The following is a 23,894-nucleotide window of genomic DNA, read 5'->3' as shown; positions in this document are numbered from 1 at the left end:
GGAATGGTCTGTGTTGTCGGGAGGATGCGTGATCTGATCCTTCAACTCAGCAAAAGTTCGATTTATTCAACAAAGCCCCTTCAATGAAGAAAAAACCCACATTATGGCGATGCAGCTCGCGCAGGCAGCGGATCGCTGGAACGTACCGCTGATTGTCGAATCGCTCCCGTATGGTTATCCCGTCACCAGCGATGACTCTAACAATCCGGCGATCATCGCTGCATCGGCCCGCGCAGCGGTGGAGCTGGGCGCGGACGTCATCAAAACGCGTTTTACCGGTTCACCAGAGGACCGACTGATCGTTGAAGCTGCTGGCGTGCCGGTGCTTGCCTTAGGGGGGCCAAAAACCGGCATCGATGGTTACTTCAAATTTGTTCAGCACTGTATGCAGATGGGTGCGAAAGGCGTGGCTGTGGGACGAAACATTACCCAGGATCCGCAGCCGGCGAAAGTGGTAGCAGGTCTGAATGCCATCATCCATGAAAACGCAACAGCGGAAGATGCATACAGCCTCTACATGGCTAAATAACATCGGAAATTAATATGATTTCAAATAACACCATCATCCCTTCCATCAGGAAGTATAAATACTTTGAGAAAGCATTAACCTGCCAGTCAGAATATGTGCTGCTATCCGAAGCGAATATCGGCAATCTGCAGTCGCTAATTGGCAAATGCCATCAAAGCGGTAAGAAGGTCCTCGTTCACCTTGAATTACTGGGTGGTTTCAAACCGGATCAGGCGGGGATCAATCTACTGAAAAATTATTACAAGGTTGATGGTGTTATTTCTTCCAATCTCTCCGCGCTACGCTACGCCAAAAAAGAGGGATTGCTGACCATATATCGGGTTTTACTTATCGATTCGCGATCGCTTGATCAGTCGCTCGATATTGTTAAACACAGTCCACCGGACGCAATTGAAATCTTACCTGCTGAATATGCCTGCCAGTGTCTGGAGTTGATTAGCCGAAATTTGAAAGGCTTTGATGTGGTATTCATCGCCGGAGGCTTTGTTAAGCGCAAATACCTTGTAGATAAAATATTCCATGCCGGATTTAAAGGGATAACCACCAGCGAGCCCGGCTTATGGTAACCAATAAGGAGTCCACGCGAATGAAAGATGAATACGTCATGGGCATCGACAATGGTGGAACCGTCACCAAGGCAGCCATCTATGACCGTAAAGGACAGGTTCTCGCGATCGCCTCAAAATCCACGCAGATGCTGACCCCCCGGGAATTCCACACAGAGCGCAGTATCGATGAGCTGTGGGCCGCGAATGTCGAAGTGATTAAAAAAGCGATTGAGCAATCAGGTATTGATGCCAGCCAGATAAAAGGAGTGGCCGTCACCGGTCATGGTAACGGTCTGTATCTGGTTGACGAAGAAGGTCACCCGGTGCGTAACGGCATTATATCCACCGACAGCCGGGCAAAAGAGTACGTTGAGAGATGGCAACGCTCGCCAGAATTCCTTACCGACATTTTGCCAAAAACAATGCAGTCCATCTGGGCCGGACAACCTGTCGCCTTGCTGGCATGGCTGAAGGACTTCGAGCCCGAGACGCTGCAAAAAGCGCGTTATATTTTTATGGTCAAGGACCTGATCCGTTTTTACCTGACAGGAGAGGCTTTTCTTGAGCTGACCGATATCTCAGGCACCAACCTGATCAACGTACGTGACTGCAAGTATGACGATGAACTACTGGCATGGTGGGGACTTGATGAACTGCGGGATAAATTGCCCCCCATCAAACGCTCAACGGAATGCTGCGGAAAAATCACTGACGATGTCGCCCGTCTGACCGGTTTATGCGCAGGTACGCCGGTTTCTGGCGGGGTGTTTGATATCTCGGCCTCTTCCATTGCCTCGGGGATCAACAGTCTCGATAAGATGGCGATCGTCACCGGCACCTGGAGCATAAACGAATACGTTACCGACCACCCGGTTATTGATAAAGATCTGTTTATGACCTCCATTTATCCCATTGAGGGTAAATGGCTCATCACCGAGGCCAGCCCCACCTCCGCGAGCAACCTGGAGTGGTTTATTAACAACTTTATGGAGAGCGATCGGAAAACCTCCGCCGAGCAAGGATCGTCGGTCTATGACCTGTGCAATAAGCTGGTTTCGTCAACGACGCCGGATGAAAGCCACCTGCTGTTCTTTCCGTTCGTGTTTGGCTCTAACACCATTCCCGACGCCTCGGCCGGCTTTATCGGTGTAAACAGCTTTCATAAAAAAGCCCATTTTCTGCGGGCGATTTATGAGGGCGTGGCCTTTAGCCATCTCTACCACACCGAGCGCTTGCGCAATATTAACCCGAAGTTAAGCCGCACAATTCGTATTGCCGGCGGTGTCACGAACTCCCCGGTCTGGCTACAGATATTCGCCGATATCTTCCAGGCCACGCTGGAAATCGTTGACGTCAAAGAGCACGGGACCCTGGGTACCGCGATGACCGCAGCCGTCATGGTGGGCTGGTTTGCAGAGGTATTTGCTGCCTCAAACGAAATGGTCCATGTCTCACGCACCGTCTCCCCTAATCCGGAAAATCACCGGGTCTACCAGACCAAATACCAGCTTTATAAAAACCTGTTATCAGAAATGCAGTCGCCGTGGAAAAGCTGCAGCAACTACATTGCGCACTAAGTGAGGAAAAAATGGATCTGAATTTAACGAATCGTACGGCCATCGTGACAGGCGGCGCAACCGGCCTGGGGAAAGAGTTTGTTCTTTCTCTCGCCAAAGAAGGCGTCAATATCTGCTTTACCTATATGCGGGAAGAAGAGCATCCCGAACGGCTGATCGAAACGGTGAAGGCCAGCGCGAACGTAGAGATCATCGCGGTTAAAACCGATCTCTCTGACGAACAGAGCCGGGAAAATCTGTTTGCCACCTGTATCGACAGACTGGGCAAAGCCGACATTCTGGTGAATAACGCCGGGATCTGGCTGAGCGGCTACGTCACCGAGATCAGCCCGCAGGACTGGGATCTGGTGATGAATGTCAATCTGAAAGCCATCTTCCATCTCAGCCAGCTATTTGTAAATCACTGCCTGCAGCATGACCGGATGGGCAGCATTCTGAATATTACCTCGCAGGCCGCGTTCCACGGCTCCACGACGGGACATGCGCACTACGCGGCAAGTAAGGCCGGTCTGGTCGCCTTTGCTATCTCTCTGGCGCGGGAAGTCGCCAAACAAAAAATCAATGTGAACAATATCGCCATCGGGATCATGGATACTGCGATGATCCGTAAGAACATTGAGCAAAACCCTGACTATTACGTCAGTCGTATTCCGGTGGGCCGCGTGGCCCAGCCTCAGGAAATTGCCGACATCGGTGTCTTCATGGTTTCTCCTAAAACCAGCTATATGACGGGAGCAACTCTGGACGTTACCGGCGGTATGTTGATGCGTTAATCGAGGGAGAATCATTATGAAATGTCTGGCAATTGCCGATCTGTTTATCAATGCAGCAATGATGGAATCAGGACTGAAAGCGCTCAGGGATAACGGGATTGAAGTCGAAGTACGCGAGTGGTCACATGACTCCATTGAGAAACTTCAGGAAGATAATCTGCGGGTTGAACAGGAAGGCGCGGAAGCCGTGGCCTTACCGGAAGATCTGCTTCAGGGAGCGGGTGATATTGACATCCTGATCACTCAGTTTGCCCCCGTCAATACTGCGGTGTTCGATAAACTACCCACGCTGAAATATGTAGGCGTACTCCGCGGTGGCGTGGAAAACGTGAATCTTGAGGTGGCGAACGCCCGGGGCGTTGAGGTGATGAACACCCCGGGGCGTAACGCTCGCAGCGTCGCTGAATTCACGGTCGGCATGATCCTGGCGGAAATGCGCAATATCGCCCGGTCACACGATGCCCTGCGTGACAAATACTGGCGTAAAGACAGCCCGAACCATCAGGCGATCCCGGAGCTTGGCGGAAAAGTCGTGGGGCTGGTTGGCCTCGGCCATATTGCCCAACTGGTCGCGGGATTTCTCAGCGGCTTTGGCACGGAGATTATCTTTTACGATAAGTACGTTGCAGGCCATGAATGTTATGAGAAAGTCGATTCACTGGACGAACTGGTACAACGCGCCGACGTTATCTCGTTACATGCTCGCCTGACGCCGGAAACCGAAAATCTGATTAACGCACACCATTTCGCGCTGATGAAGCGCAGTGCCATCATTGTTAACACGGCACGCTCCGGGTTAATCAATGAAAAAGAGATGATTGATGCGCTCAGATCCGGGCAAATTATGGGCGCCGCGCTTGATACCTTTGATGACGAACCGCTTCCTGACGACAGTGCATTCTATACCCTGAATAACGTGACCATTACGCCGCATATTGCCGGGAGTACCATTGACGCATTCAGTAATTCGCCCAAACGCTTCGCTGAGATCCTTTTAAAGAAACTCAGTTAAATACTAAAAGAACCATTAAAGGTATTAACAGGGCCCAATGGGCACGGGTTAACTCGTGCCCAATTCGCCCGCCTTTTAAGGAATCATTATGGATATTATCAACAGCATTATTAGTCTGGGGGCATCAGTAATGATGCCAGTAATATTCTTTATTATCGCGCTTTGCTTTGGCGTTAAAATCGGTACGGCATTTAAAGCAGGGATGCTGGTCGGCATTGGTTTTGAAGGGGTGGGGCTGGTGATTGGCCTGCTGCTGACAAACCTGGGCCCGGCATCGCAGGCGATGGTTGAGCGTATCGGCCTGCAGTTAACGGTCGTTGATACCGGTTGGCCTACCGCATCGACTATTGGCTGGGGTTCGCCGCTGATGCTGCCCGTCGTGGTGGGCTTTATCGTCATCAACCTGGCCATGCTTCTGTTGAAATTAACCAAAACGGTGAATATCGATATTTTTAATTACTGGATTTTCCTGATCATGGGGTCTGTGGTCTATGCCGGAACGGGAAATTACTGGCTTTCTGTCGGTATTACTTTCGCTATTTTTGTGTTGACGCTATTGGCCGCAGATTTAACGGCGCCGTATTTACAAAAAAACTATAATCTTAAAGGGATATCATTCCCACATCTTACCTGTATAGCTTACGTGCCGTTTGGCATTGCCTGTAATTACATCATTGATAAGATCCCGCTCATCAATAAAATCAATTTCGATCCGGAAAGTATTAATAAAAAATTCGGCGTTTTTGGCGAGCCTCTTACCCTGGGGTTTGTGCTGGGACTGCTGTTGGCTTTCCTGGCTGGATATGACATTTCCGCTGCCGTTTCACTGGCCATTAAGGTTTCAGCCGCCATGCTGCTGCTGCCGAAAATGATTGAAATTCTGGTGCAGGGATTGTTGATTGTTCGTGATGCCGCTGAAGCAAAACTGAAGGCTAAATTTCCGGGGCGCGATTTTTACATCGGGATGGATACGGCGTTATTGATCGGTGAACCTTCGGTACTGGCGACCGGTCTGCTGTTAATCCCTATGGCTGTGGTGCTGTCTATCATTCTGCCCGGCAACCGCGTACTGCCCTTTGTCGATCTGGCTTCGTTAATGTTCCTGCTGGCAATGGTCACGCCGTTCTGTAAACGAAATATGTTCCGCATGTTCATAACCGGAACCCTGATCGTGACCTGCATCCTGTATGTCGGGACGGACATTTCGCAAGAATATACTCAGGCGGCGGTGAACTCACATATTCCGGTACCGGAAGGGATGGCCGAGATCACCAATATCGTCGGCGGCGCCACGACGCCTGTCGGCTGGCTGGCCGTCAAATTTGGCGAGTTTTTTAGCGCCACACCTTAGTACAAGACCACTTAAGTAAACAGAGGGCAAACTGTTGCCCTCTGTTTCTACCACTCATTCTGTGCGCTGAATAGCTGGCTCAGCGACGCTCCTGGTTTGAACATCTGACCAGCGCATCCGCCCCCTGCGCGGCGAGGTGGCTCATTTCTTTTGTGACCCCTCCCGTTTTCAACCCTACCTGCTATGCTCCTTCTTTCCCTGTTCACAGGAGATCCCGATGCTGACTATCTGGGGCCGAAAAACTTCCTCTAACGTGCAGGCGCTGATGTGGTGTGTTGGCGAGCTTGGGCTGGACTATCTCCGCTTCGACGTGGGCCATCGCTATGGCGGTACCGACAGCGAGGCGTTTTATCAGCTCAATCCCAATCGTACGGTGCCAGTGCTGCAGGATGGCGATAATCCGCCGCTGTGGGAAACCGGCGCGATCCTTCGCTATTTAGCCAGCCGCTACGCCGACAACGCCTTCTGGCCGGGCGACCTGCTGGCTCGTACTGAGGTTGATCGCTGGGCCGAGTGGTCAAAGCAGAATATTGCCCTCGGCTTTACGGCGCCGGTGTTCTGGCGCGTGGTGCGCACGCCCGCCGCCGAGCGGGATCCGCAGGCCATCGCCGCGGCGGTGACGGCCCTGGAGCAAAAGCTGGCGATTGCCGAGGCACGTCTCGCCGGCAGTCGCTATCTGGTGGGCGATACGCTCACCCTGGCCGACATCCAGTTTGGTCATGTGCTGTACCGCTACTTTGCAATCGATATCACCCGTCGTCCCCTCCCCCATCTTGCGGCCTATTATGCACGGCTAACCGCACGGCCCGCCTTTCGCCAACACGTCATGGTCAGCTACGAGGAGCTGAAGGTCTGAAGATGGTCGGTAGCGCCTCCCGACGCTACCGACACGCTGGTTAACGCGCCATCAGGACAAACACGCCCCAGCCGAGATATTCCCGGGTCCAGGTGACATGGTGCAGCGGCGCGGTGGTCAACTGCTGGCGAACCTCCGGCGCGAAGTCATCGTGCGGATTAGCCTCCAGCCAGCGGCGCATCGTCAGCCATTTCGCCGCTTCATAACGATCCCAGCCCTCCTGGTCCGCCAGCACCATCTCCACTACGTCATAGCCCAGTTCGCCGAAGTGGGCGACCAGCGCCGGCAGCGTCAGGAAGTCGTCGGGAGAGTGCGCGCCGCAGGCAACCGCCTCTTCCGCCGTGGCGGGGCGTTTGCGCCACCATGGCTCGCCGATCAGCAGCATACCGCCTGGGTTAAGGCTCTGCTTCAGCAGCGCAATCGTGCCTGCCACGCCGCCGCCGATCCACGTTGCCCCCACGCAGGCGGCAATATCGCACGGCTGACTGGCGACATACCCGCTGGCATCCTGGTGCACAAAGGTCACCCGGTCGCTCACCCCGAGCGCCTCTGCCCGGGCGGCCGCCTGCTGGCTGAACAGCAGGCTCATGTCCACCCCGGTGCCGACGATCTGATGATCGCGCGCCCAGCTACAGAGCATCTCTCCGGAGCCGCTGCCGAGGTCAAGAATGGAAGCGCCCGGCGCCATTCGCAGCGCCCGCCCCAGCGTGGCGTACTTTTCCGGGGTAAAAGGGTTATGAATACGGTGTTCGCTTTCACTGATAGTAAAAATGCGAGGGATATCGATCATGGGTTTTTCTCCTTGAGAGCCATACGCCCGGGCAGCGACCCTGCCCGGGTCGCTGTATCAGCGGTTGTCCGCCTGCGCGCGAACGTTGGTCAAACCGGTGGTGTTGATCCGGTACGGCTGGCCATTCACCGACTTAATCAGCTTTTTGGTTTTGAGCTTTTTGAAGACCGCGAGGGTGCAGTCGCTCAGCAACAGCCCTTCCCGGGTGTAGCATTCGACGGCGGTAATGCGGCCGGAGGTATCGCGGACGTGCGCAATACGGCCACCTTTGGCGAGTACGTGTAAGGTCCGTTGTTCCTGACGGGATAAATTCATACTGAAACCTGTTCATTATCATGTGCGAAAACATGCCTACACCCGCAGGTGTGTGCGTAAGGTTTAAGCGCAGCGATAATCAGTCCGGCCTGGGCAGGTCGGGAAGCTGATTATCTGATAATGACATTCTCCAGCATCGAAGCCTCGGTGAGCATTGAAAGGTATTTACCGGCTGAATGTTAACACCTTCATCTGGTAAGGGTATTGCACAGATTAAAAACTGTGATCGGCGTTATGATTTACCCTCAGCCTTCCCGGCATTTTGCCTTTTCCGCCACCCGCTTTGTTCCTCAACGTTAACCACCGCCTTATCTCTCTCGCATTGTTAAATAATTGTTGGCAGATCACAAAATAGAAACAAAAAGGCCATTTCGTACGCATTTTATAAAAATGTAGATATTTTTAATTTATGGCTACGAAATGAACATCACCCTGACCTTCCATTCCATTGCGAGGAACGATCCTGATGAACGCCCTGACCGCAGTAAAACCGACATCCGCGCCGTTAGCTCAACACTTCCCTGGCTTTACCGTCGCCCCTTCCGCCCAGTCGCCGCGCCTGCTGGAGCTCACCTTTTCCGCCGACACCACCGCCCAGTTTCTGCAGCAGGTCGCGCAGTGGCCGGTGCAGGCGCTGGAGTACAAATCTTTCTTACGCTTTCAGGTGGGCAAGATCCTCGACGATCTGTGCGGCAACCAGCTGCAGCCGCTGCTGATCAAAACGCTGCTCGACCGCGCGGAAGGCGCGCTGCTGATCAACGGCGAAGGGATCGATCACGTCAGCCAGGCCGAGGAGATGGTCAAGCTGGCCACCGCCGTGGCGCACCTGATTGGCCGTTCCAATTTCGACGCCATGAGCGGCCAGTATTACGCCCGTTTCGTGGTGAAAAACGTCGATAACTCCGACAGCTATCTGCGCCAGCCGCACCGGGTGATGGAGCTGCACAACGACGGCACCTACGTCGAAGAGCAAACCGACTATGTGCTGATGATGAAGATCGACGAGCAGAACATGCAGGGCGGCAATTCCCTGCTGCTGCATCTCGACGACTGGGAGCACCTCGACGAATTCTTCCGCGACCCGCTCGCCCGCCGCCCGATGCGCTGGGCCGCGCCGCCGAGCAAAAACGTCAGCAAAGATGTCTTCCACCCGGTATTCGACGTCGACCAGTTAGGTCGCCCGGTGATGCGCTATATCGACCAGTTCGTCCAGCCGAAAGATTTCGAAGAAGGCACCTGGCTGAGCCGCCTCTCCGACGCGCTGGAAACCAGCAAAAACATTCTTTCTGTACCGGTTCCGGTAGGCAAATTTCTGTTGATAAACAACCTGTTCTGGCTGCACGGCCGCGACCGCTTTACGCCGCACCCGGACCTGCGCCGCGAGCTGATGCGCCAGCGCGGCTACTTTGCGTATTCCACAAATCATTACCAGACTCATCAATAAGGGTTTTCAGGCGAAGGAATTGAGCGGATGTATGATTTCGTGATTATCGGCGGCGGCATCATCGGCATGTCGACCGCCATGCAGTTAATTGAGATTTACCCGGACGCCCGCATTGCGCTGCTGGAAAAAGAGGCCGGCCCGGCCTGCCATCAGACCGGCCATAACAGCGGCGTGATCCACGCCGGGGTGTACTACACGCCCGGCAGCCTCAAGGCGCAGTTTTGCCTCGCCGGCAACCGCGCTACCAAGGCCTTTTGCGAGCAGAACGGCATCCGCTACGACGTCTGCGGCAAGATGCTGGTCGCCACCTCGCCGCTGGAGATGGAGCGGATGCGCGCCCTGTGGGATCGCACCGCCGCCAACGGCCTGCAGCGGGAATGGCTGAGCGCCGGGGAGCTGCGCGAGCGCGAACCGAACATCAGCGGACTCGGCGGGATCTTCGTCCCTTCCAGCGGCATCGTCAGCTACCGCGACGTGGCGGCGGCGATGGCGAAGAACTTCGAATCGAAAGGCGGCGCCATCGTCTACAACGCCGAAGTCAGCGCCCTGAAAGAACATGCCAGCGGCGTGGTCGTCCACACCCGCCAGGGCGGCGAGTATGAGGCCTCGACGCTGATTACCTGTTCCGGACTGATGGCCGATCGACTGGTGAAAATGCTCGGCGTCGATCCCGGGTTTATCATCTGCCCGTTCCGCGGGGAGTATTTCCAGCTCGCTCCGCAGCACAATCAGATCGTCAACCATCTGATCTATCCGATCCCCGATCCGGCGATGCCGTTCCTCGGCGTCCACCTGACCCGCATGATCGACGGCAGCGTCACCGTCGGCCCCAACGCCGTGCTGGCCCTGAAGCGCGAAGGCTATCGCAAGCGCGATATTTCGCTGGCCGATACCCTGGAGATCCTCACCTCGCCCGGCATTCGCCGGGTACTGCAAAACAACCTGCGCTCCGGGCTGGGCGAAATGAAAAATTCGCTGTGCCGAAGCGGCTATCTGCGGCTGGTGCAGAAATACTGCCCGAGCCTGACATTAAGCGATTTGCGCCCGTGGCCGGCCGGCGTGCGGGCGCAGGCGGTATCGCCGCAGGGCAAACTGATCGACGATTTTCTCTTCGTCACCACCGCGCGTTCCATTCACACCTGTAACGCGCCGTCACCCGCGGCGACGTCGGCTATCCCGATCGGCGCGCATATCGTCAGCAAGGTGCAGACCCTGCTGGCCAGCCAGAGCAATCCCGGACGCACGCTGCGTGCGGCACGTAGCGTGGAGACACTACACGCCGCTTTTACCCGTTAACCCCCTGAAGACAGGAAGCGATTATGCAACTCAACGATATGACTCTGTTTCGCCAGCAGGCGCTGATTGATGGTCAGTGGCGCGATGCGCCCAACGGCGACGTGATTGCGGTGACCAACCCCGCCAACGGCGAGCAGCTCGGCAGCGTGCCGAAAATGGGCGCTGACGAAACCCGACAAGCGATCGAAGCCGCTAACCGCGCCCTTCCCGCCTGGCGCGCCCTCACCGCCAAAGAGCGGGCGAATATTCTGCGCCGCTGGTTCGATCTCATGCTGGAGAACCAGGACGATCTCGCCCGTCTGATGACCCTCGAACAGGGGAAACCGCTGGCGGAAGCCAAAGGCGAAATCAGCTACGCCGCCTCCTTTATTGAATGGTTCGCCGAAGAAGGTAAACGCATTTACGGCGACACCATTCCGGGCCACCAGGCCGACAAGCGCCTGCTGGTGATTAAGCAGCCCATCGGCGTCACCGCCGCCATCACCCCGTGGAACTTCCCGGCGGCGATGATCACCCGCAAAGCGGGCCCGGCGCTGGCCGCGGGCTGCACCATGGTCCTGAAACCGGCCAGCCAGACGCCGTTTTCCGCGCTGGCGCTGGCCGAACTGGCGAATCGCGCCGGGATCCCCGCCGGGGTGTTCAACGTCGTCACCGGCTCAGCCGGCGCGGTCGGCGGCGAACTGACCAGCAACCCGCTGGTACGCAAGCTCTCCTTTACCGGCTCGACCGAGATTGGCCGCCAGCTGATGGAGCAGTGCGCGAAAGATATCAAAAAAGTCTCCCTGGAGCTGGGCGGCAACGCGCCGTTTATCGTCTTCGACGATGCCGATCTCGATAAAGCCGTCGAGGGGGCGCTGGCGTCGAAGTTCCGCAACGCCGGGCAAACCTGCGTCTGCGCCAACCGCCTGTACGTCCAGGACGGGGTGTATGACCGTTTCGCCGAGAAGCTGCAGCAGGCGGTGGAAAAACTGCGCATCGGCGACGGCCTGCAGGAGGGCGTCACGACCGGCCCGCTGATCGACGAGAAAGCCGTCGCCAAAGTTGAAGAACACATTGCCGACGCCATCGCCAAAGGCGCAAAGGTGGTCACCGGCGGCAAACCGCACGCCCTGGGCGGCAACTTCTTCCAGCCCACCATCCTGGTCAACGTGCCCGACAGCGCCAAAGTGGCGAAAGAGGAGACCTTCGGCCCGCTGGCCCCGCTGTTCCGCTTTAAAGATGAAGCCGACGTCATTGCCCAGGCCAACGATACCGAGTTCGGTCTCGCCGCCTATTTCTACGCCCGCGATCTGAGCCGTGTGTTCCGCGTCGGCGAAGCGCTGGAGTACGGCATCATCGGCATCAATACCGGAATTATCTCCACCGAAGTCGCTCCGTTCGGCGGCGTTAAGGCCTCCGGCCTCGGCCGCGAAGGGTCGAAGTACGGCATCGAAGACTACTTAGAAATCAAATACATGTGTATTGGCCTTTAACAGGAGTGACGGATGAACAGCAATAAAGCAATGATGGCGCGTCGCAACGACGCGGTCCCGCGCGGCGTCGGCCAGATCCATCCTGTCTTCGCCGAGCGCGCGGAAAACTGCCGGGTGTGGGACGTCGAAGGGCGGGAATATCTCGATTTTGCCGGCGGTATCGCGGTGCTCAATACCGGCCACCTGCATCCGCAGATTGTCGCCGCCGTGGAGGACCAGCTGAAAAAGCTGTCCCATACCTGCTTCCAGGTGCTCGCCTACGAGCCCTACCTGGCGCTGTGCGAAAAGATGAACCAGAAGGTGCCTGGTGATTTCGCCAAGAAAACCCTGCTGGTGACCACCGGGTCGGAAGCGGTGGAGAACGCAGTGAAGATCGCCCGCGCGGCAACCGGGCGCAGCGGCGCGATCGCCTTCACCGGCGCCTATCACGGCCGCACTCACTACACCCTGTCGCTGACCGGTAAAGTGAATCCATACTCCGCCGGTATGGGCTTAATGCCGGGTCACGTCTATCGCGCCCTCTATCCGTGCGCGCTGCACGGCGTCAGCGATGACGAGGCGATCGCCAGCATCCATCGCATCTTCAAAAACGATGCCGCGCCGGAAGATATCGCCGCCATCATTATCGAGCCGGTGCAGGGTGAAGGCGGATTCTATGCCGCCTCCCCGGCCTTTATGCAGCGCCTGCGCGCCCTGTGCGACGAGCACGGCATTATGCTCATCGCCGATGAAGTACAGAGCGGCGCGGGCCGCACCGGTACCCTGTTCGCCATGGAGCAGATGGGCGTCGCGGCGGATATCACCACCTTCGCCAAATCTATCGCCGGCGGTTTCCCGCTGGCGGGCGTCACCGGCCGCGCGGAGGTGATGGACGCCATCGCCCCGGGCGGACTGGGCGGCACCTACGCCGGCAACCCCATCGCCTGCGCCGCCGCCCTGGCGGTATTGCAGATTTTCGAGCAGGAGAATCTGCTGGAAAAAGCCAACCAGCTCGGCGATACCCTGCGCCAGGGCCTGCTGGCGATCGCTGAAGATCATCCGGAGATCGGCGACGTGCGCGGTCTGGGAGCGATGATCGCCATTGAGCTGTTTGAAGAGGGCGACCACAGCAGGCCGAACGCCAGGCTGACGGCGGATATTGTCGCCCGGGCGCGCGACAAAGGCCTGATCCTGCTCTCCTGCGGGCCGTACTACAACGTGCTGCGCATCCTGGTGCCGCTGACCATCGAAGAGGCGCAGATCGAGCAGGGGCTGAAGATCATCGCCGACTGCTTTACCGAGGCGAAACAGGCATAGCACACCAGACATGCGGACACGAAGTACGTTAGTAAGGGAATAAAGACGAGACCTGCAAAACAACAATAATACGCGTGCCCCGGCGCGGGAATGTCGGGGCGCTCTCCCAGGTGACACACTTCGAGAGGGTAAATGATGGGGCAACTGTCGCAATCACAGGATTTAGGGGCGGGGCTGAAGTCGCGCCACGTCACGATGTTATCTATCGCCGGGGTGATCGGCGCGAGTTTATTTGTCGGATCCAGCGTCGCCATTGCCGAGGCGGGCCCGGCGGTGCTGCTGGCCTATCTGTTTGCCGGGCTACTGGTGGTGATGATTATGCGTATGCTGGCCGAAATGGCGGTCGCCACGCCGGATACCGGCTCCTTTTCCACCTACGCCGATAAAGCCATCGGCCGCTGGGCGGGGTATACCATCGGCTGGCTGTACTGGTGGTTTTGGGTATTGGTTATTCCGCTGGAAGCCAATATCGCGGCGATTATTTTGCATTCATGGGTGCCGGGCGTCCCGGTGTGGCTGTTCTCTCTGGTCATCACCCTCGCCCTCACCGGCAGTAACCTGCTGAGCGTCAAAAACTACGGTGAATTCGAGTTCTGGCTGGCGCTGTGCAAAGTGGTCGCTATTCTGGCGTTTATCATACTGGGCGCGGTCGCCATTACCGGCTTTTATCCGTATGCCGAAGTGAGCGGCATTTCGCGTCTGTGGGATCACGGCGGCTTTATGCCCAACGGCTTCGGCGCGGTGCTGAGCGCGATGCTGATCACCATGTTCTCATTTATGGGCGCGGAGATTGTCACTATTGCCGCCGCCGAATCGGATACCCCGGATAAACATATCGTGCGCGCCACCAACTCGGTGATCTGGCGTATCTCTATTTTTTATCTGTGCTCGATCTTTATCGTCGTCGCCCTCATCCCATGGAATATGCCGGGGCTGAAGAGCATCGGCTCCTACCGCTCGGTGCTCGAGCTGCTGCATATTCCCTATGCCAAGCTGATTATGGACGGCGTGATCCTCCTGTCGGTCACCAGCTGTCTGAACTCGGCGCTGTATACCGCCTCGCGGATGCTCTACTCCCTGAGCCGCCGCGGCGATGCGCCGGCCTTCATGGGGCGGACCAACCGCAGCAAAACGCCGTACGTGGCGGTGCTCCTCTCCACCGGCGCGGCGTTCCTCACCGTGGTGGTGAACTACTACGCGCCAGCCAAGGTGTTTAAATTCCTCATCGACAGCTCCGGCGCCATCGCCCTGCTGGTCTATCTGGTGATTGCCGTTTCGCAACTGCGGATGCGTAAAATCCTTCAGGCGCAAGGCGGCGAGATCCGTCTCAGAATGTGGCTCTATCCGTACCTGACATGGCTGGTGATCGCCTTTATCACCTTCGTGCTGGTGGTGATGCTGTTCCGTCCGGCGCAGCAGCTGGAGGTGATCTCTACCGGCCTGTTAGCATTGGGAATTATTTGTACGGTACCGATTATGTCGCGCTGGAAAAAGCTGGTATTGTGGCAAAAACTGCCGCTGCAAAATACGCGTTAACCCTGTTCCCGGCCCCCGCCGGGAAGAGTATTCAGGAGTAAGATCATGACCGCCATTTCCCAGGCGACGGCCATTGACGGGTACCGTTGGTTAAAAAACGACATCATCCGCGGGGTCTACCAACCCGATGAGAAGCTGCGGATGAGCCTGTTGACCTCGCGCTATGCCCTGGGGGTCGGTCCGCTGCGCGAGGCGCTTTCGCAGCTGGTGGCCGAGCGGCTGGTGACGGTGGTCAATCAGAAAGGCTATCGGGTGGCGCCCATGTCGGAACAGGAGCTTCTCGATATCTTCGACGCGCGCGCCAACATGGAAGCCATGCTGGTGCGCCTCGCCATCGAGCGCGGCAGCGATGAGTGGGAGGCGGAGCTGCTGGCCCGCGCCCATCTGCTCAACAAGCTGGAGTCGTGCGAGGCAAGTGAGCGCTTACTCGATGAGTGGGACCAGCGCCACCAGGCGTTTCACACCGCCATCGTCGCCGGCTGCGGTTCGCAGTATCTGCTGCAAATGCGCGAGCGGCTCTTCGATCTGGCGGCCCGCTACCGTTTTATCTGGCTGCGCACCACCGTCCTGTCGGTGGAGATGCTGGAAGATAAGCATGTCCAGCATCAGACCCTGGTGGACGCTATTCTGGCGCGCGACGCCGAGCAGGCCAGCGCGCTGATGCGCGAGCACTTACTGACGCCGATCCCGATTATTCAGCAGGCGATGGCCGGCAAGCTGCAGCCGCAGGCAGTGTGAGTCAGGTGGCGGGGTGGTGAGTGCGGGTGGGGCGGCAAAGCCTTCGTCACGCTCCTCCACGCCGCACGGGCGTGGAGAAATCGTATCTGTAGATCAATCAGGCGCGCAGGCGAACCGGCTCGCTGAAATCGTCGGCCGGTTCCAGCTTCAGATTAAAGGTGGTCAGCAGCGCTGCGGCGCGCTCGTGAAACTCGCGCAGCGTTTTTTCCAGTCTGTCGCTCACTTCCGGGTCGTCAATGTCGACCGCCTGCCATGACCCTTCTTTATTGAACAGGCCAAACTGGTAGCTATAGGTGAAACGTGACTCTTGTGCTTCCATTTCCATCCACCAGCCCCAGAATTCACGCTTCTCCGGTGCGGGCTTAACGTTGACGCAAACTGCCAGGCAATCGAAAAAGAAACGGTTGTCATGGCACTGCTCTTCGCGAATGTAAGGCCCTAGCGCCGTGAATTTCTTGATCAACTTACTTTTCAGGTGTCCACTCGGTAACGTCATTGCGATCTCCTTTAGTGATGCAACTGTTTTACCAAACCAATAGAATTTAGCAATAAATTAACCAAATCTATGGTTGATCCAGCGGGCGATCTGTCGCAATGCGTGATCAAAATTGCGATACACCGGGTTAAACGGGATCTCCAGCAGTTTGCCATCGGCAGATGACGAGGTGATTAACCGCGACTCCTCTTCGGGGCTGAACGGATCGTCCTTCCAGAAGCCGGAGAGCATCGGCGTCGGGCAACGGCGTCCCAGCAGTCCCTGGGTTTTTAACGAGTAGCGGTTGAGCTCCACGCGCAGCGCTTCATCGGACGCGTCATGCATGCCCAGCCGCGAGGCCAGCACGTCGAGGTACATCTCCGGCACGCGCCCCTGATGCAGAGGATCCACCAGCAGACCGTGGACCACCGGACCCAGACAGGCTACGGCCTTCAGCCGCTGCGGCTCCAGGTAACCGAGACGCACCGCAATATTGGCGCCAAAACGGAAGCCGAAGGCGGCGACCCGGGTATGGTCAATCCATGGCACATTTTCCAGATGGCGCAGCGCGTGCTGATGCAGCAGGCTGGTGTCCTGATTCAGCGTCCATTTTGACGAGAAGCCGATGGAGGGCATATCAATGGTCAGCATGGCAATGCCGAGCGGTGAGAAGTAGTTCTCATACAGGTTGTAATAATCCGTCTGCAGCGAGTCCAGCCCCCCGCACATCAGCACCGTCGGAAACGGCCCCTCGCCTTTCGGCATATGCAAAAAGCCGGTGATCGGCGAACCGCCAGGGATGGTGAACTCCAGCTCGCGCAGGGCGCCAGGCAGCCGCTGGGCGGCCTCTTCATACGCCCGGTTGGCTAAAGCCTGCGCCTGTTCCGCCAGCTCATCGCCTTTAATATGCGGATAAGCGGCAATGCTGTACAGGTTCGAAGCATGCAGCCAGTGGCGGCCGCTCAGCAAAGGATCGGCTTCCTGCCCGGCCTTTTGCTGCCACTGCATCGCCTCTTTCGCCCACTCAAAGATCCAGTTGCCGCCGCGATAGCCGATGACGGTATCGAACAGCTCGGGATCCGTTCGTTCGGCCTCGCTCATCACAATGCGCGCTTGCACATCAAGGATCTCCTGCGGGGTTACGCCGCGCCAGATCCACATTAAGCGATTGATCAGACGGTACCAGTGTTCGACGTGATTGCCGCTCAGCGCTGACTGCATCGCCTGGGGTTTTCCGGCAGAAAACCGGCGCACCAGCGTAGAGGTTTCGGGATGTTTGAAGCGAGGTTTAAACAGCGTTTCGCTGAGGTTAGCCTGTGACATGTGCAGTCTCCGTCGTAGTGCCACTCCGGATATTGTAACCTGCTATAGGATAAAAAAAACCACGCCCGGCAAGCCGGGCGTGGTAAATAGCACTGTCCTGAAGAATTAACGACCTGCGATAGGCGGTACAAACACCACGCCCATATCCCACGGCTGTTCAATCCAGGTATCCTGCGGAATATCAACCACGTAATCATCCACCAGCGGACGGCCTGCCGGCTTGGCGAAAATGGTGACAAAGTGCGCTTTGGGATACATTTCGCGGATCGCCACGGCGGTCCCGCCGGTATCCACCAGATCGTCGATAACGATAAAGCCTTCGCCATCGCCTTCCGCACGTTTCAGCACTTTCAGCTCGCGCTGGTTATCATGGTCGTAGCTGGAGATGCATACGGTATCAACATGACGAATGCCCAGTTCACGCGCCAGTAACGCCCCCGGTACCAGTCCACCGCGGCTAACGGCAATAATGCCTTTCCATTGCTCAACCGGCAGCAGACGGCTGGCCAGTTTGCGGGCGTGAATCTGCAACATGTCCCAGGTGACGACGTATTTTTCGCTCATGTGAAGTGTCCCAGCCTGTGTAATACGGCTTAAATAATGTTCGAGGGGGAAAATGGTTGCGCGAGATTATAGAGATCTGACGCACTAAAAACCAGTGTTAAGCGGTTTGCGCAACGCTTTTTGCGTTGTTTACACTACCTGCGGCGGTGGAAAGTGGTATTCTCACCCCCATCGCGCAAGCCCGGGCTTGTTGTGTATTTTAACGCTAACCCTCGTCCTGCAACCGCTGTATGCAGGAGTCTGTAAGGAGACTTACCGTGTCTGAACTGTCTCAACTATCCCCGCAGCCGCTTTGGGATATTTTCGCCAAGATTTGCTCCATCCCGCACCCGTCCTATCACGAAGAACAGCTCGCCGAGCACATTATGGGTTGGGCAAAAGAAAAAGGCTTACACGCGGAACGCGACCAGGTTGGCAACATTCTGATTCGTAAAGGCGCGACTGCCGGTATGGAAAACCGTAAGCCGGTAGCGCTGCAGGCGCACCTCGATATGGTGCCGCAGAAAAATAACGACACCGTCCACGACTTCGCCAAAGATCCGATCCAGCCGTACATTGACGGCGAATGGGTGAAAGCGCGCGGCACCACGCTGGGCGCAGACAACGGTATCGGGATGGCGTCCGCACTGGCGGTACTGGCCGACGACAGCGTCGCTCACGGCCCGCTGGAAGTGCTGCTGACCATGACCGAAGAAGCCGGTATGGACGGTGCCTTCGGTCTGCAGGCCAACTGGCTGCAGGCCGATATCCTGATCAACACCGACTCCGAAGAAGAAGGCGAAATCTATATGGGTTGCGCCGGCGGGATCGATTTCACCTCTAACCTGGCGCTGACCCGCGAAGCGATTCCGGCCGGTTTCCAGAGCTTTAAAGTCACCTTAAAAGGGCTGAAGGGCGGCCACTCCGGCGGTGACATCCATCTCGGTCTGGGTAACGCCAACAAGCTGCTGTCGCGCTTCCTTGCCGGCCACGCCGATGAGCTGGATCTGCGTCTGGTCGATTTCAACGGCGGTACGTTGCGCAACGCCATCCCGCGTGAAGCGTACGCTACTGTCGCCGTCGCCGCGGATAAAGCCGATGCGCTGAAAGCGCTGGTGAATACTTACCAGGCGCTGCTGCAAAACGAGCTGGCGGCCAAAGAGAAGAACCTGGTGGTGCTCCTGGAAGCGGTAGAGAACGACAAAGCGGCGCTGACTCAGGCCTCCCGCGACGGTTTCATCCGCCTGCTGAATGCCACGCCGAACGGGGTTATCCGCAACTCTGACGTGGCGAAAGGCGTAGTAGAAACCTCGCTGAACGTCGGCGTCGTCACCATGACCGATGACAACGTGCAGATCCACTGCCTGATCCGCTCGCTGATCGACAGCGGCAAAGACTACGTGGTCAGCATGCTGGATTCTCTGGGTAAACTGGCGGGGGCGAAAACCGAAGCCAAAGGCGCTTACCCTGGCTGGCAGCCGGACGCCAACTCGCCGGTGATGCACCTGGTGCGCGAGACTTACCAGCGTCTGTTCAACAAGACGCCGAACATCCAGATCATCCACGCCGGCCTAGAATGCGGCCTGTTCAAAAAACCGTATCCGGAAATGGACATGGTCTCCATCGGGCCAACCATTACCGGTCCGCATTCCCCGGATGAGCAGGTCCATATCGAGAGCGTCGGCCAGTACTGGACGCTGCTGACCGAGCTGCTGAAAGCCATTCCGGCTAAATAAGCACCACCACCGGCGGCAGCCCGCCGCCGGTTTCTCCCCCTCACCTTAGCGTCCCGCGCTTTCCATCCGGTAGTTAATAAACCACTCCCCGCGCGCCGCCACCCGCTGCTCAGCCACCACCTTAAAGCCATGGGCCGTAAAACAGGGTCTCGCGGTAATGCTGGCGTCCACCGTCAGGATTTGCGCAGGATACTGAGCGCAGAGCGCCTCGATAAGCGCGCCGCCGATACCCTGCCGGCCGTGATCCGGCGAGACAAAGAGCAAATCGATATGCGTCCCGATGGCGGTGATAAAGCCAACCGGTTGATTCTCTATCTCCGCCACCAGCCCGTTTGCATCAGCCAGCTTTTGCCGCCAGCGTGTCTCATCCACCTGCGCCCAGGCCGCAATCTGCGCCGGAGTATAGTCCCGGCAGGCCGTTTCCCGCACCGCGCGCAGGAATATCCGACAGAGCAGTGGTAAATCGTTGTCGCGGTAAGGACGAATGTGCATGGTTAAATCCCTAATAAAAGCTGCCTTTCCAGCTGCGGATCGAGCAGCGTCACGTGGAGCCCAACCAGGCGCACGCCACGTCCGCCGCGGCGCTCATCCCAGGCCTTGTGCGCGGTGGCAATCAGATCCGCTTTGTTCAGCTGCGGCCAGACGTGCTCCTGGGTGGTCAGCTGGAAGTCATTGAATTTCAGTTTAATACCCTGACGGGCGATCAGCAGGTCCGGTTTGACCTTCGCCAGCCGGCGCTCCAGTTCGGGATAGAGATTTTCGATAATCGCTTCGCACTCTGACCATTCATGGATATCTTCCGCTAATGTCCGCTCTACCCCCACTGACTTGCGCTGCCGGTCGTTATGGATTTCCCGCTCATCAATCCCGTGGCTGCGCTCCCACAAAATACGGCCGAATTTACCGAAGCGCTTAAGCAGCATGGCCAGATCGCTGTTCTGCACATCGCCGCAGGTACGCAGGCCCATATTTTCCAGCTTCGCCGCCGATACCTTCCCGACGCCGGGTATTTTCGCCAGCGGCAGCGCCCGTACAAACTCAGCCACCTGATGGGGAGCGATAACGAACTGGCCGTTGGGTTTATTCATGTCGGAGGCGATTTTGGCAAGAAACTTTACCGGCGCTACCCCCGCCGAGGCGGTGAGGCGCAGCTCCCGTTCGATGGTTTCGCGGATCTCGTGGGCGATCAGGGTGGCCGACCCGTGACAATGCACGCTGTCGCTGACGTCAAGATAGGCTTCATCCAGCGACAGCGGCTCAATGCGCGAGGTATAGCGGGAGAAAATTTCGCGGATATGGTTCGAGGCTTCTTTGTAGGCATCAAAGCGGCCGGGAAGCAGCGTGAGATGCGGGCACAGCTTGAGCGCCGTCGCCGTCGGCATGGCGCTACGCACGCCAAACTTACGCGCAGGATAGTTCGCGGTACTAATCACGCCACGCTGTACCCGACTGCCGCCTATCGCGAGAGGTATATCGCGCAACGCCGGGTTGTCGCGCATCTCCACCGCCGCAAAGAAACAGTCCATATCGACATGGATAATTTTACGCATCGTCAGACTCAACACTGTATACCCATACAGCATAGCAAAACTCGCTGCGAATTTTATGCTTTTTTTATTTCATCGCCCAGAAAAGCGGCTAAAACATAAAACTGCAATAAATTATGTTTATTTTCATAAAGTTAACCGATAAATCTGGAAGATATAATCATGAAGAAAATACTTACCGCACTTTGCCTGCTGGCCTCCGCCGGCGCCTGGGCCGCCCCGCAGCTGATTGCCCATCGCGGCGGCACCGGCGATGCGCCAGAAAATACCCTGCCGGCCATTAAGCTGGCGCTGGAGAATAACGCCGAGGCCATCTGGGTCACGGTGCAGTTAAGCCACGACGGCGTGCCGGTGCTCTACCGGTCAAGCGATCTTTCCGCATTGACCAATAGCGAGGGCAACGTTTCCAGTTTGACCGCCGCCGAGCTGGCGAAAGTCGATGCCGGCTGGAAATGGGGTGATGACAGCCACCCCTGGCGCGGCAGGCAGGCCACCATTCCCACGCTGCAAGCCGTTTTGCAGCAATGGCCGCACACGTTCTTCTACATCGACATTAAATCTCCGGATGCCGACCCGACCGTGATGGGCGAGCGCCTGCTTGCGGTGTTAAAAGCTACGCACAGCCTCGATCGCGTGCGGGTCTATTCCACCGAAGACCGCTATATCGCCGCGCTGCCGCCGGCTATTCCCCGCTTCGTCACCCGCAGCGAAACCCGCACCAGACTTGCCAGCATTTCGCTCAGCCATCAGTGCCAGCCTGCCAGCCAGCGCGAAGGCGAGCAGTGGTATGGGCTGGAGCTGAAGCGCAAGGTAGAGGTGGTGGAGAAATTCACCCTTGGGGAAGGGGTCTCCCCGGCGACGCTCACCTGGGATAAAGAGGCGATGGATTGCTTCCGCTCGCAGGGTAAAGCGCACATTATCTTCTTCGGCATCAACAGTGCGGAAGATTACCGCACGGCGAAAGAGCTGGGCGCTGACGGCGTGATGGTCGATTCCCCGGCGCAGGCGAAAAGCTGGCAGTAAGGGAGTCAATGGCTAAAAAAGGCCGCGAAAGCGGCCTCACGTTGCTGGCATGTTGTTGCCGGGTGGCGGCTACGCCTTACCCGGCCTACCCTTCCAGGACTGGCTGTTAACTCACCGCCGGGCCTGGGGCAGTTGAAACTGTCGGTGCTGGCCGGAGCCCGGGGGTGGCGGCGACTGGCCGCCCCCGGTGCGCTCCCTGCGCCATGAGTGGCATCACGCAAAAGAAATATCGGGAGCGTAATCTGCCCGGAAACCTCACAGATTACAAAATGCGCCGCTGCTGGCGCTGCGCCTCGCGGGCGAGACGTTTCTTACGCGCGTCGCAAGGCTCAGGACAGTCGCAGACTTTCTCCAGTCCCAGCGAGGAGATCCCGCCGCAGCTGCCCTGAATGCTCTTGCGCTTCACCAGGTAGCCCAGCGACATCCCGAGGATCACCAGCGCAAAAATCACAAAGGTTGCGACAAACACCGTCAGCATCGTCAGCCTCCAAAGTCGTCGAGCAGAATATTCTCGTCCTCGACGCCCAGATCCTTCAGCATCTTAATCACCGCGGCATTCATTACCGGCGGCCCGCACATGTAGAACTCGCAGTCTTCCGGCGCCGGATGATCGCGCAGATAGTTCTCGTACAGAACGTTATGGATAAAGCCGGTATGGCCCGTCCAGTTATCTTCCGGCAGCGGATCGGAGAGCGCAACGTGGAAGGTAAAGTTCGGGTTATCCCGCGCCAGCTGTTCAAACTCATCATCGTAGAACATCTCGCGCAGCGAGCGCGCTCCGTACCAGAAGCTGATTTTGCGTGTGCTGTGCAGGCGCTTGAGCTGGTCGAAAATATGCGAACGCATCGGCGCCATCCCGGCGCCGCCGCCGATAAACACCATCTCGGCGTCGGTCTCTTTGGCAAAGAACTCGCCGAACGGCCCCGAAATCGTCACCTTATCGCCCGGCTTCAGCGACCAGATATAGGACGACATGATCCCCGGCGGGGCATCCGGCACCTTCGGCGGCGGCGTCGCAATGCGCACGTTGAGCATAATGATGCCCTTCTCTTCCGGATAGTTAGCCATCGAGTAGGCGCGCAGGGTCGGCTCTTTCACCTCAGAGACGTAGCGGAACAGGTTGAACTTGTCCCAGTCCGAGCGGTATTCATCCGGGACATCGAAGTCAGCATAGGCCACTTTATGCGGTGGGCATTCGATCTGAATATAGCCCCCGGCGCGGAACGGCACCACCTCCCCCTCGGGGATCCGCAGCTTGAGCTCTTTAATGAAAGTGGCTTTGTTATCATTGGAGATAACTTCGCATTCCCATTTTTTGACGCCGAAGATTTCTTCCGGTAGCTCAATCTTCATGTTTTGCTTCACCGCGACCTGGCAGGCCAGACGGCAGCCGGCTTTGGCTTCGCGTTTGGTAATATGCGAAAGCTCGGTCGGCAGGATATCGCCGCCACCCTCTTTGATAGTCACCCGACACTGGCCGCAGGAGCCGCCGCCGCCGCAGGCGGAGGAGACAAAAATCCCGTTGCTGGACAGCGTGTTCAGCAGCTTATCCCCCGCCGGGGTACGGATCTGCTTATCCGCTTCGTTATTGATCTCAATAACCACGTCGCCCGCGTTCACCAGCTTTGAGCGCGCTGCCAGGATAAGCCCCGACAGCACCAGCACAATCAGCGTGAACATCACGACGCCAAGAATAATTTCCATACTTATTCGC

The 23,894-nt window shown here is 57.3% G+C and carries 23 protein-coding genes and 1 pseudogene; 15 read left to right on the top strand and 9 right to left on the bottom strand.

What is annotated here, in order from left to right; genetic code table 11:
* Nucleotides 1–79: 79 nt before the first annotated feature.
* From L2I46_RS25145 to L2I46_RS25115, 7 genes and pseudogenes are all read left to right on the top strand, one after another.
* Nucleotides 80–529 (top strand): annotated as a pseudogene (locus tag L2I46_RS25145) (class I fructose-bisphosphate aldolase); the annotation flags it as partial.
* A 14-nt stretch (nt 530–543) separates the two neighbouring features.
* On the top strand, nt 544–1,095 hold the full coding sequence (locus L2I46_RS25140; RefSeq protein ID WP_102002173.1) for a glycerol-3-phosphate responsive antiterminator: 552 nt from the start codon (nt 544–546) through the stop codon (nt 1,093–1,095).
* Between the two features lie 20 nt (nt 1,096–1,115).
* Nucleotides 1,116–2,654, top strand: a complete 1,539-nt coding sequence (locus tag L2I46_RS25135) for an FGGY-family carbohydrate kinase (RefSeq protein ID WP_048296783.1) — start codon at nt 1,116–1,118, stop codon at nt 2,652–2,654.
* Nucleotides 2,655–2,665: 11 nt separating this feature from the next.
* Complete coding sequence (locus tag L2I46_RS25130) at nt 2,666–3,427, top strand: SDR family NAD(P)-dependent oxidoreductase (protein ID WP_236948299.1); 762 nt, start codon at nt 2,666–2,668, stop codon at nt 3,425–3,427.
* A 16-nt stretch (nt 3,428–3,443) separates the two neighbouring features.
* On the top strand, nt 3,444–4,439 hold the full coding sequence (locus L2I46_RS25125; protein ID WP_110211673.1) for a 2-hydroxyacid dehydrogenase: 996 nt from the start codon (nt 3,444–3,446) through the stop codon (nt 4,437–4,439).
* A gap of 88 nt (nt 4,440–4,527) precedes the next feature.
* Nucleotides 4,528–5,790 (top strand): PTS galactitol transporter subunit IIC, encoded by a 1,263-nt coding sequence (locus tag L2I46_RS25120; RefSeq protein WP_023288522.1) that lies wholly within the window; start codon nt 4,528–4,530, stop codon nt 5,788–5,790.
* A gap of 217 nt (nt 5,791–6,007) precedes the next feature.
* Nucleotides 6,008–6,646, top strand: a complete 639-nt coding sequence (locus L2I46_RS25115) for a glutathione S-transferase family protein (protein WP_236948298.1) — start codon at nt 6,008–6,010, stop codon at nt 6,644–6,646.
* A 40-nt stretch (nt 6,647–6,686) separates the two neighbouring features.
* On the opposite strand, the gene L2I46_RS25110 is transcribed toward L2I46_RS25115, so the two are convergent.
* On the bottom strand, nt 6,687–7,436 hold the full coding sequence (locus L2I46_RS25110; RefSeq protein ID WP_050533125.1) for an SAM-dependent methyltransferase: 750 nt from the start codon (nt 7,434–7,436) through the stop codon (nt 6,687–6,689).
* 57 nt (nt 7,437–7,493) lie between these two features.
* Nucleotides 7,494–7,751 (bottom strand): YjhX family toxin, encoded by a 258-nt coding sequence (locus tag L2I46_RS25105; protein WP_032453046.1) that lies wholly within the window; start codon nt 7,749–7,751, stop codon nt 7,494–7,496.
* Nucleotides 7,752–8,217: 466 nt separating this feature from the next.
* Between L2I46_RS25105 and glaH the strand changes: the two genes are divergently transcribed.
* The 6 genes from glaH to csiR all read left to right on the top strand — a co-directional run bounded on the left by glaH (nt 8,218) and on the right by csiR (nt 15,533).
* A complete protein-coding gene (gene glaH / locus L2I46_RS25100) occupies nt 8,218–9,195 on the top strand; it encodes a glutarate dioxygenase GlaH (RefSeq protein ID WP_048334107.1) in 978 nt (325 codons plus the stop codon).
* A gap of 27 nt (nt 9,196–9,222) precedes the next feature.
* Complete coding sequence (gene lhgO / locus L2I46_RS25095; protein ID WP_048296770.1) at nt 9,223–10,491, top strand: L-2-hydroxyglutarate oxidase; 1,269 nt, start codon at nt 9,223–9,225, stop codon at nt 10,489–10,491.
* 23 nt (nt 10,492–10,514) lie between these two features.
* A complete protein-coding gene (gabD, locus tag L2I46_RS25090) occupies nt 10,515–11,963 on the top strand; it encodes an NADP-dependent succinate-semialdehyde dehydrogenase (protein ID WP_023288516.1) in 1,449 nt (482 codons plus the stop codon).
* A gap of 12 nt (nt 11,964–11,975) precedes the next feature.
* Nucleotides 11,976–13,259, top strand: coding sequence for a 4-aminobutyrate--2-oxoglutarate transaminase (gene gabT / locus L2I46_RS25085; protein ID WP_032453043.1), 1,284 nt, complete (start codon nt 11,976–11,978; stop codon nt 13,257–13,259).
* Nucleotides 13,260–13,394: 135 nt separating this feature from the next.
* Nucleotides 13,395–14,795: a GABA permease gene (gene gabP, locus L2I46_RS25080; RefSeq protein ID WP_032453065.1), complete on the top strand. Its 1,401-nt coding sequence runs from the start codon at nt 13,395–13,397 to the stop codon at nt 14,793–14,795.
* Nucleotides 14,796–14,840: 45 nt separating this feature from the next.
* A complete protein-coding gene (csiR, locus tag L2I46_RS25075; RefSeq protein ID WP_236948297.1) occupies nt 14,841–15,533 on the top strand; it encodes a DNA-binding transcriptional regulator CsiR in 693 nt (230 codons plus the stop codon).
* A 97-nt stretch (nt 15,534–15,630) separates the two neighbouring features.
* Here csiR and crl read toward each other — a convergent pair whose 3' ends face one another.
* From crl to gpt, 3 genes are all read right to left on the bottom strand, one after another.
* Entirely contained in the window at nt 15,631–16,029 is a 399-nt protein-coding gene (gene crl / locus L2I46_RS25070) for a sigma factor-binding protein Crl (RefSeq protein WP_002889793.1), read from the bottom strand.
* 57 nt (nt 16,030–16,086) lie between these two features.
* Entirely contained in the window at nt 16,087–17,331 is a 1,245-nt protein-coding gene (gene frsA, locus L2I46_RS25065; RefSeq protein ID WP_023288512.1) for an esterase FrsA, read from the bottom strand.
* 105 nt (nt 17,332–17,436) lie between these two features.
* A complete protein-coding gene (gene gpt / locus L2I46_RS25060) occupies nt 17,437–17,895 on the bottom strand; it encodes a xanthine phosphoribosyltransferase (RefSeq protein WP_002889733.1) in 459 nt (152 codons plus the stop codon).
* A 257-nt stretch (nt 17,896–18,152) separates the two neighbouring features.
* Between gpt and pepD the strand changes: the two genes are divergently transcribed.
* A complete protein-coding gene (gene pepD / locus L2I46_RS25055; protein WP_139620631.1) occupies nt 18,153–19,610 on the top strand; it encodes a cytosol nonspecific dipeptidase in 1,458 nt (485 codons plus the stop codon).
* Between the two features lie 45 nt (nt 19,611–19,655).
* On the opposite strand, the gene L2I46_RS25050 is transcribed toward pepD, so the two are convergent.
* Both L2I46_RS25050 and dinB read right to left on the bottom strand, forming a co-directional pair.
* Complete coding sequence (locus tag L2I46_RS25050; RefSeq protein ID WP_048296768.1) at nt 19,656–20,102, bottom strand: GNAT family N-acetyltransferase; 447 nt, start codon at nt 20,100–20,102, stop codon at nt 19,656–19,658.
* A 2-nt stretch (nt 20,103–20,104) separates the two neighbouring features.
* The gene (gene dinB, locus L2I46_RS25045; RefSeq protein WP_085551921.1) at nt 20,105–21,160 is read right to left on the bottom strand and encodes a DNA polymerase IV; all 1,056 of its coding nucleotides are present in this window, start codon (nt 21,158–21,160) and stop codon (nt 20,105–20,107) included.
* Nucleotides 21,161–21,319: 159 nt separating this feature from the next.
* On the opposite strand from dinB, the gene L2I46_RS25040 reads away from it, so the two are divergent.
* Nucleotides 21,320–22,180, top strand: coding sequence for a glycerophosphodiester phosphodiesterase family protein (locus tag L2I46_RS25040; RefSeq protein ID WP_032453039.1), 861 nt, complete (start codon nt 21,320–21,322; stop codon nt 22,178–22,180).
* Between the two features lie 262 nt (nt 22,181–22,442).
* On the opposite strand, the gene nqrM is transcribed toward L2I46_RS25040, so the two are convergent.
* Both nqrM and nqrF read right to left on the bottom strand, forming a co-directional pair.
* On the bottom strand, nt 22,443–22,658 hold the full coding sequence (gene nqrM, locus L2I46_RS25035) for a (Na+)-NQR maturation NqrM (protein WP_004204638.1): 216 nt from the start codon (nt 22,656–22,658) through the stop codon (nt 22,443–22,445).
* A gap of 2 nt (nt 22,659–22,660) precedes the next feature.
* Complete coding sequence (gene nqrF / locus L2I46_RS25030; RefSeq protein ID WP_004204637.1) at nt 22,661–23,884, bottom strand: NADH:ubiquinone reductase (Na(+)-transporting) subunit F; 1,224 nt, start codon at nt 23,882–23,884, stop codon at nt 22,661–22,663.
* Nucleotides 23,885–23,894 lie beyond the last annotated feature (10 nt).

It is taken from the genome of Klebsiella sp. 2019SCSN059 (genome assembly GCF_021739525.1).
Lineage (GTDB): Bacteria > Pseudomonadota > Gammaproteobacteria > Enterobacterales > Enterobacteriaceae > Klebsiella > Klebsiella quasipneumoniae.
This window is presented reverse-complemented; position numbering and strand designations above follow the sequence as displayed.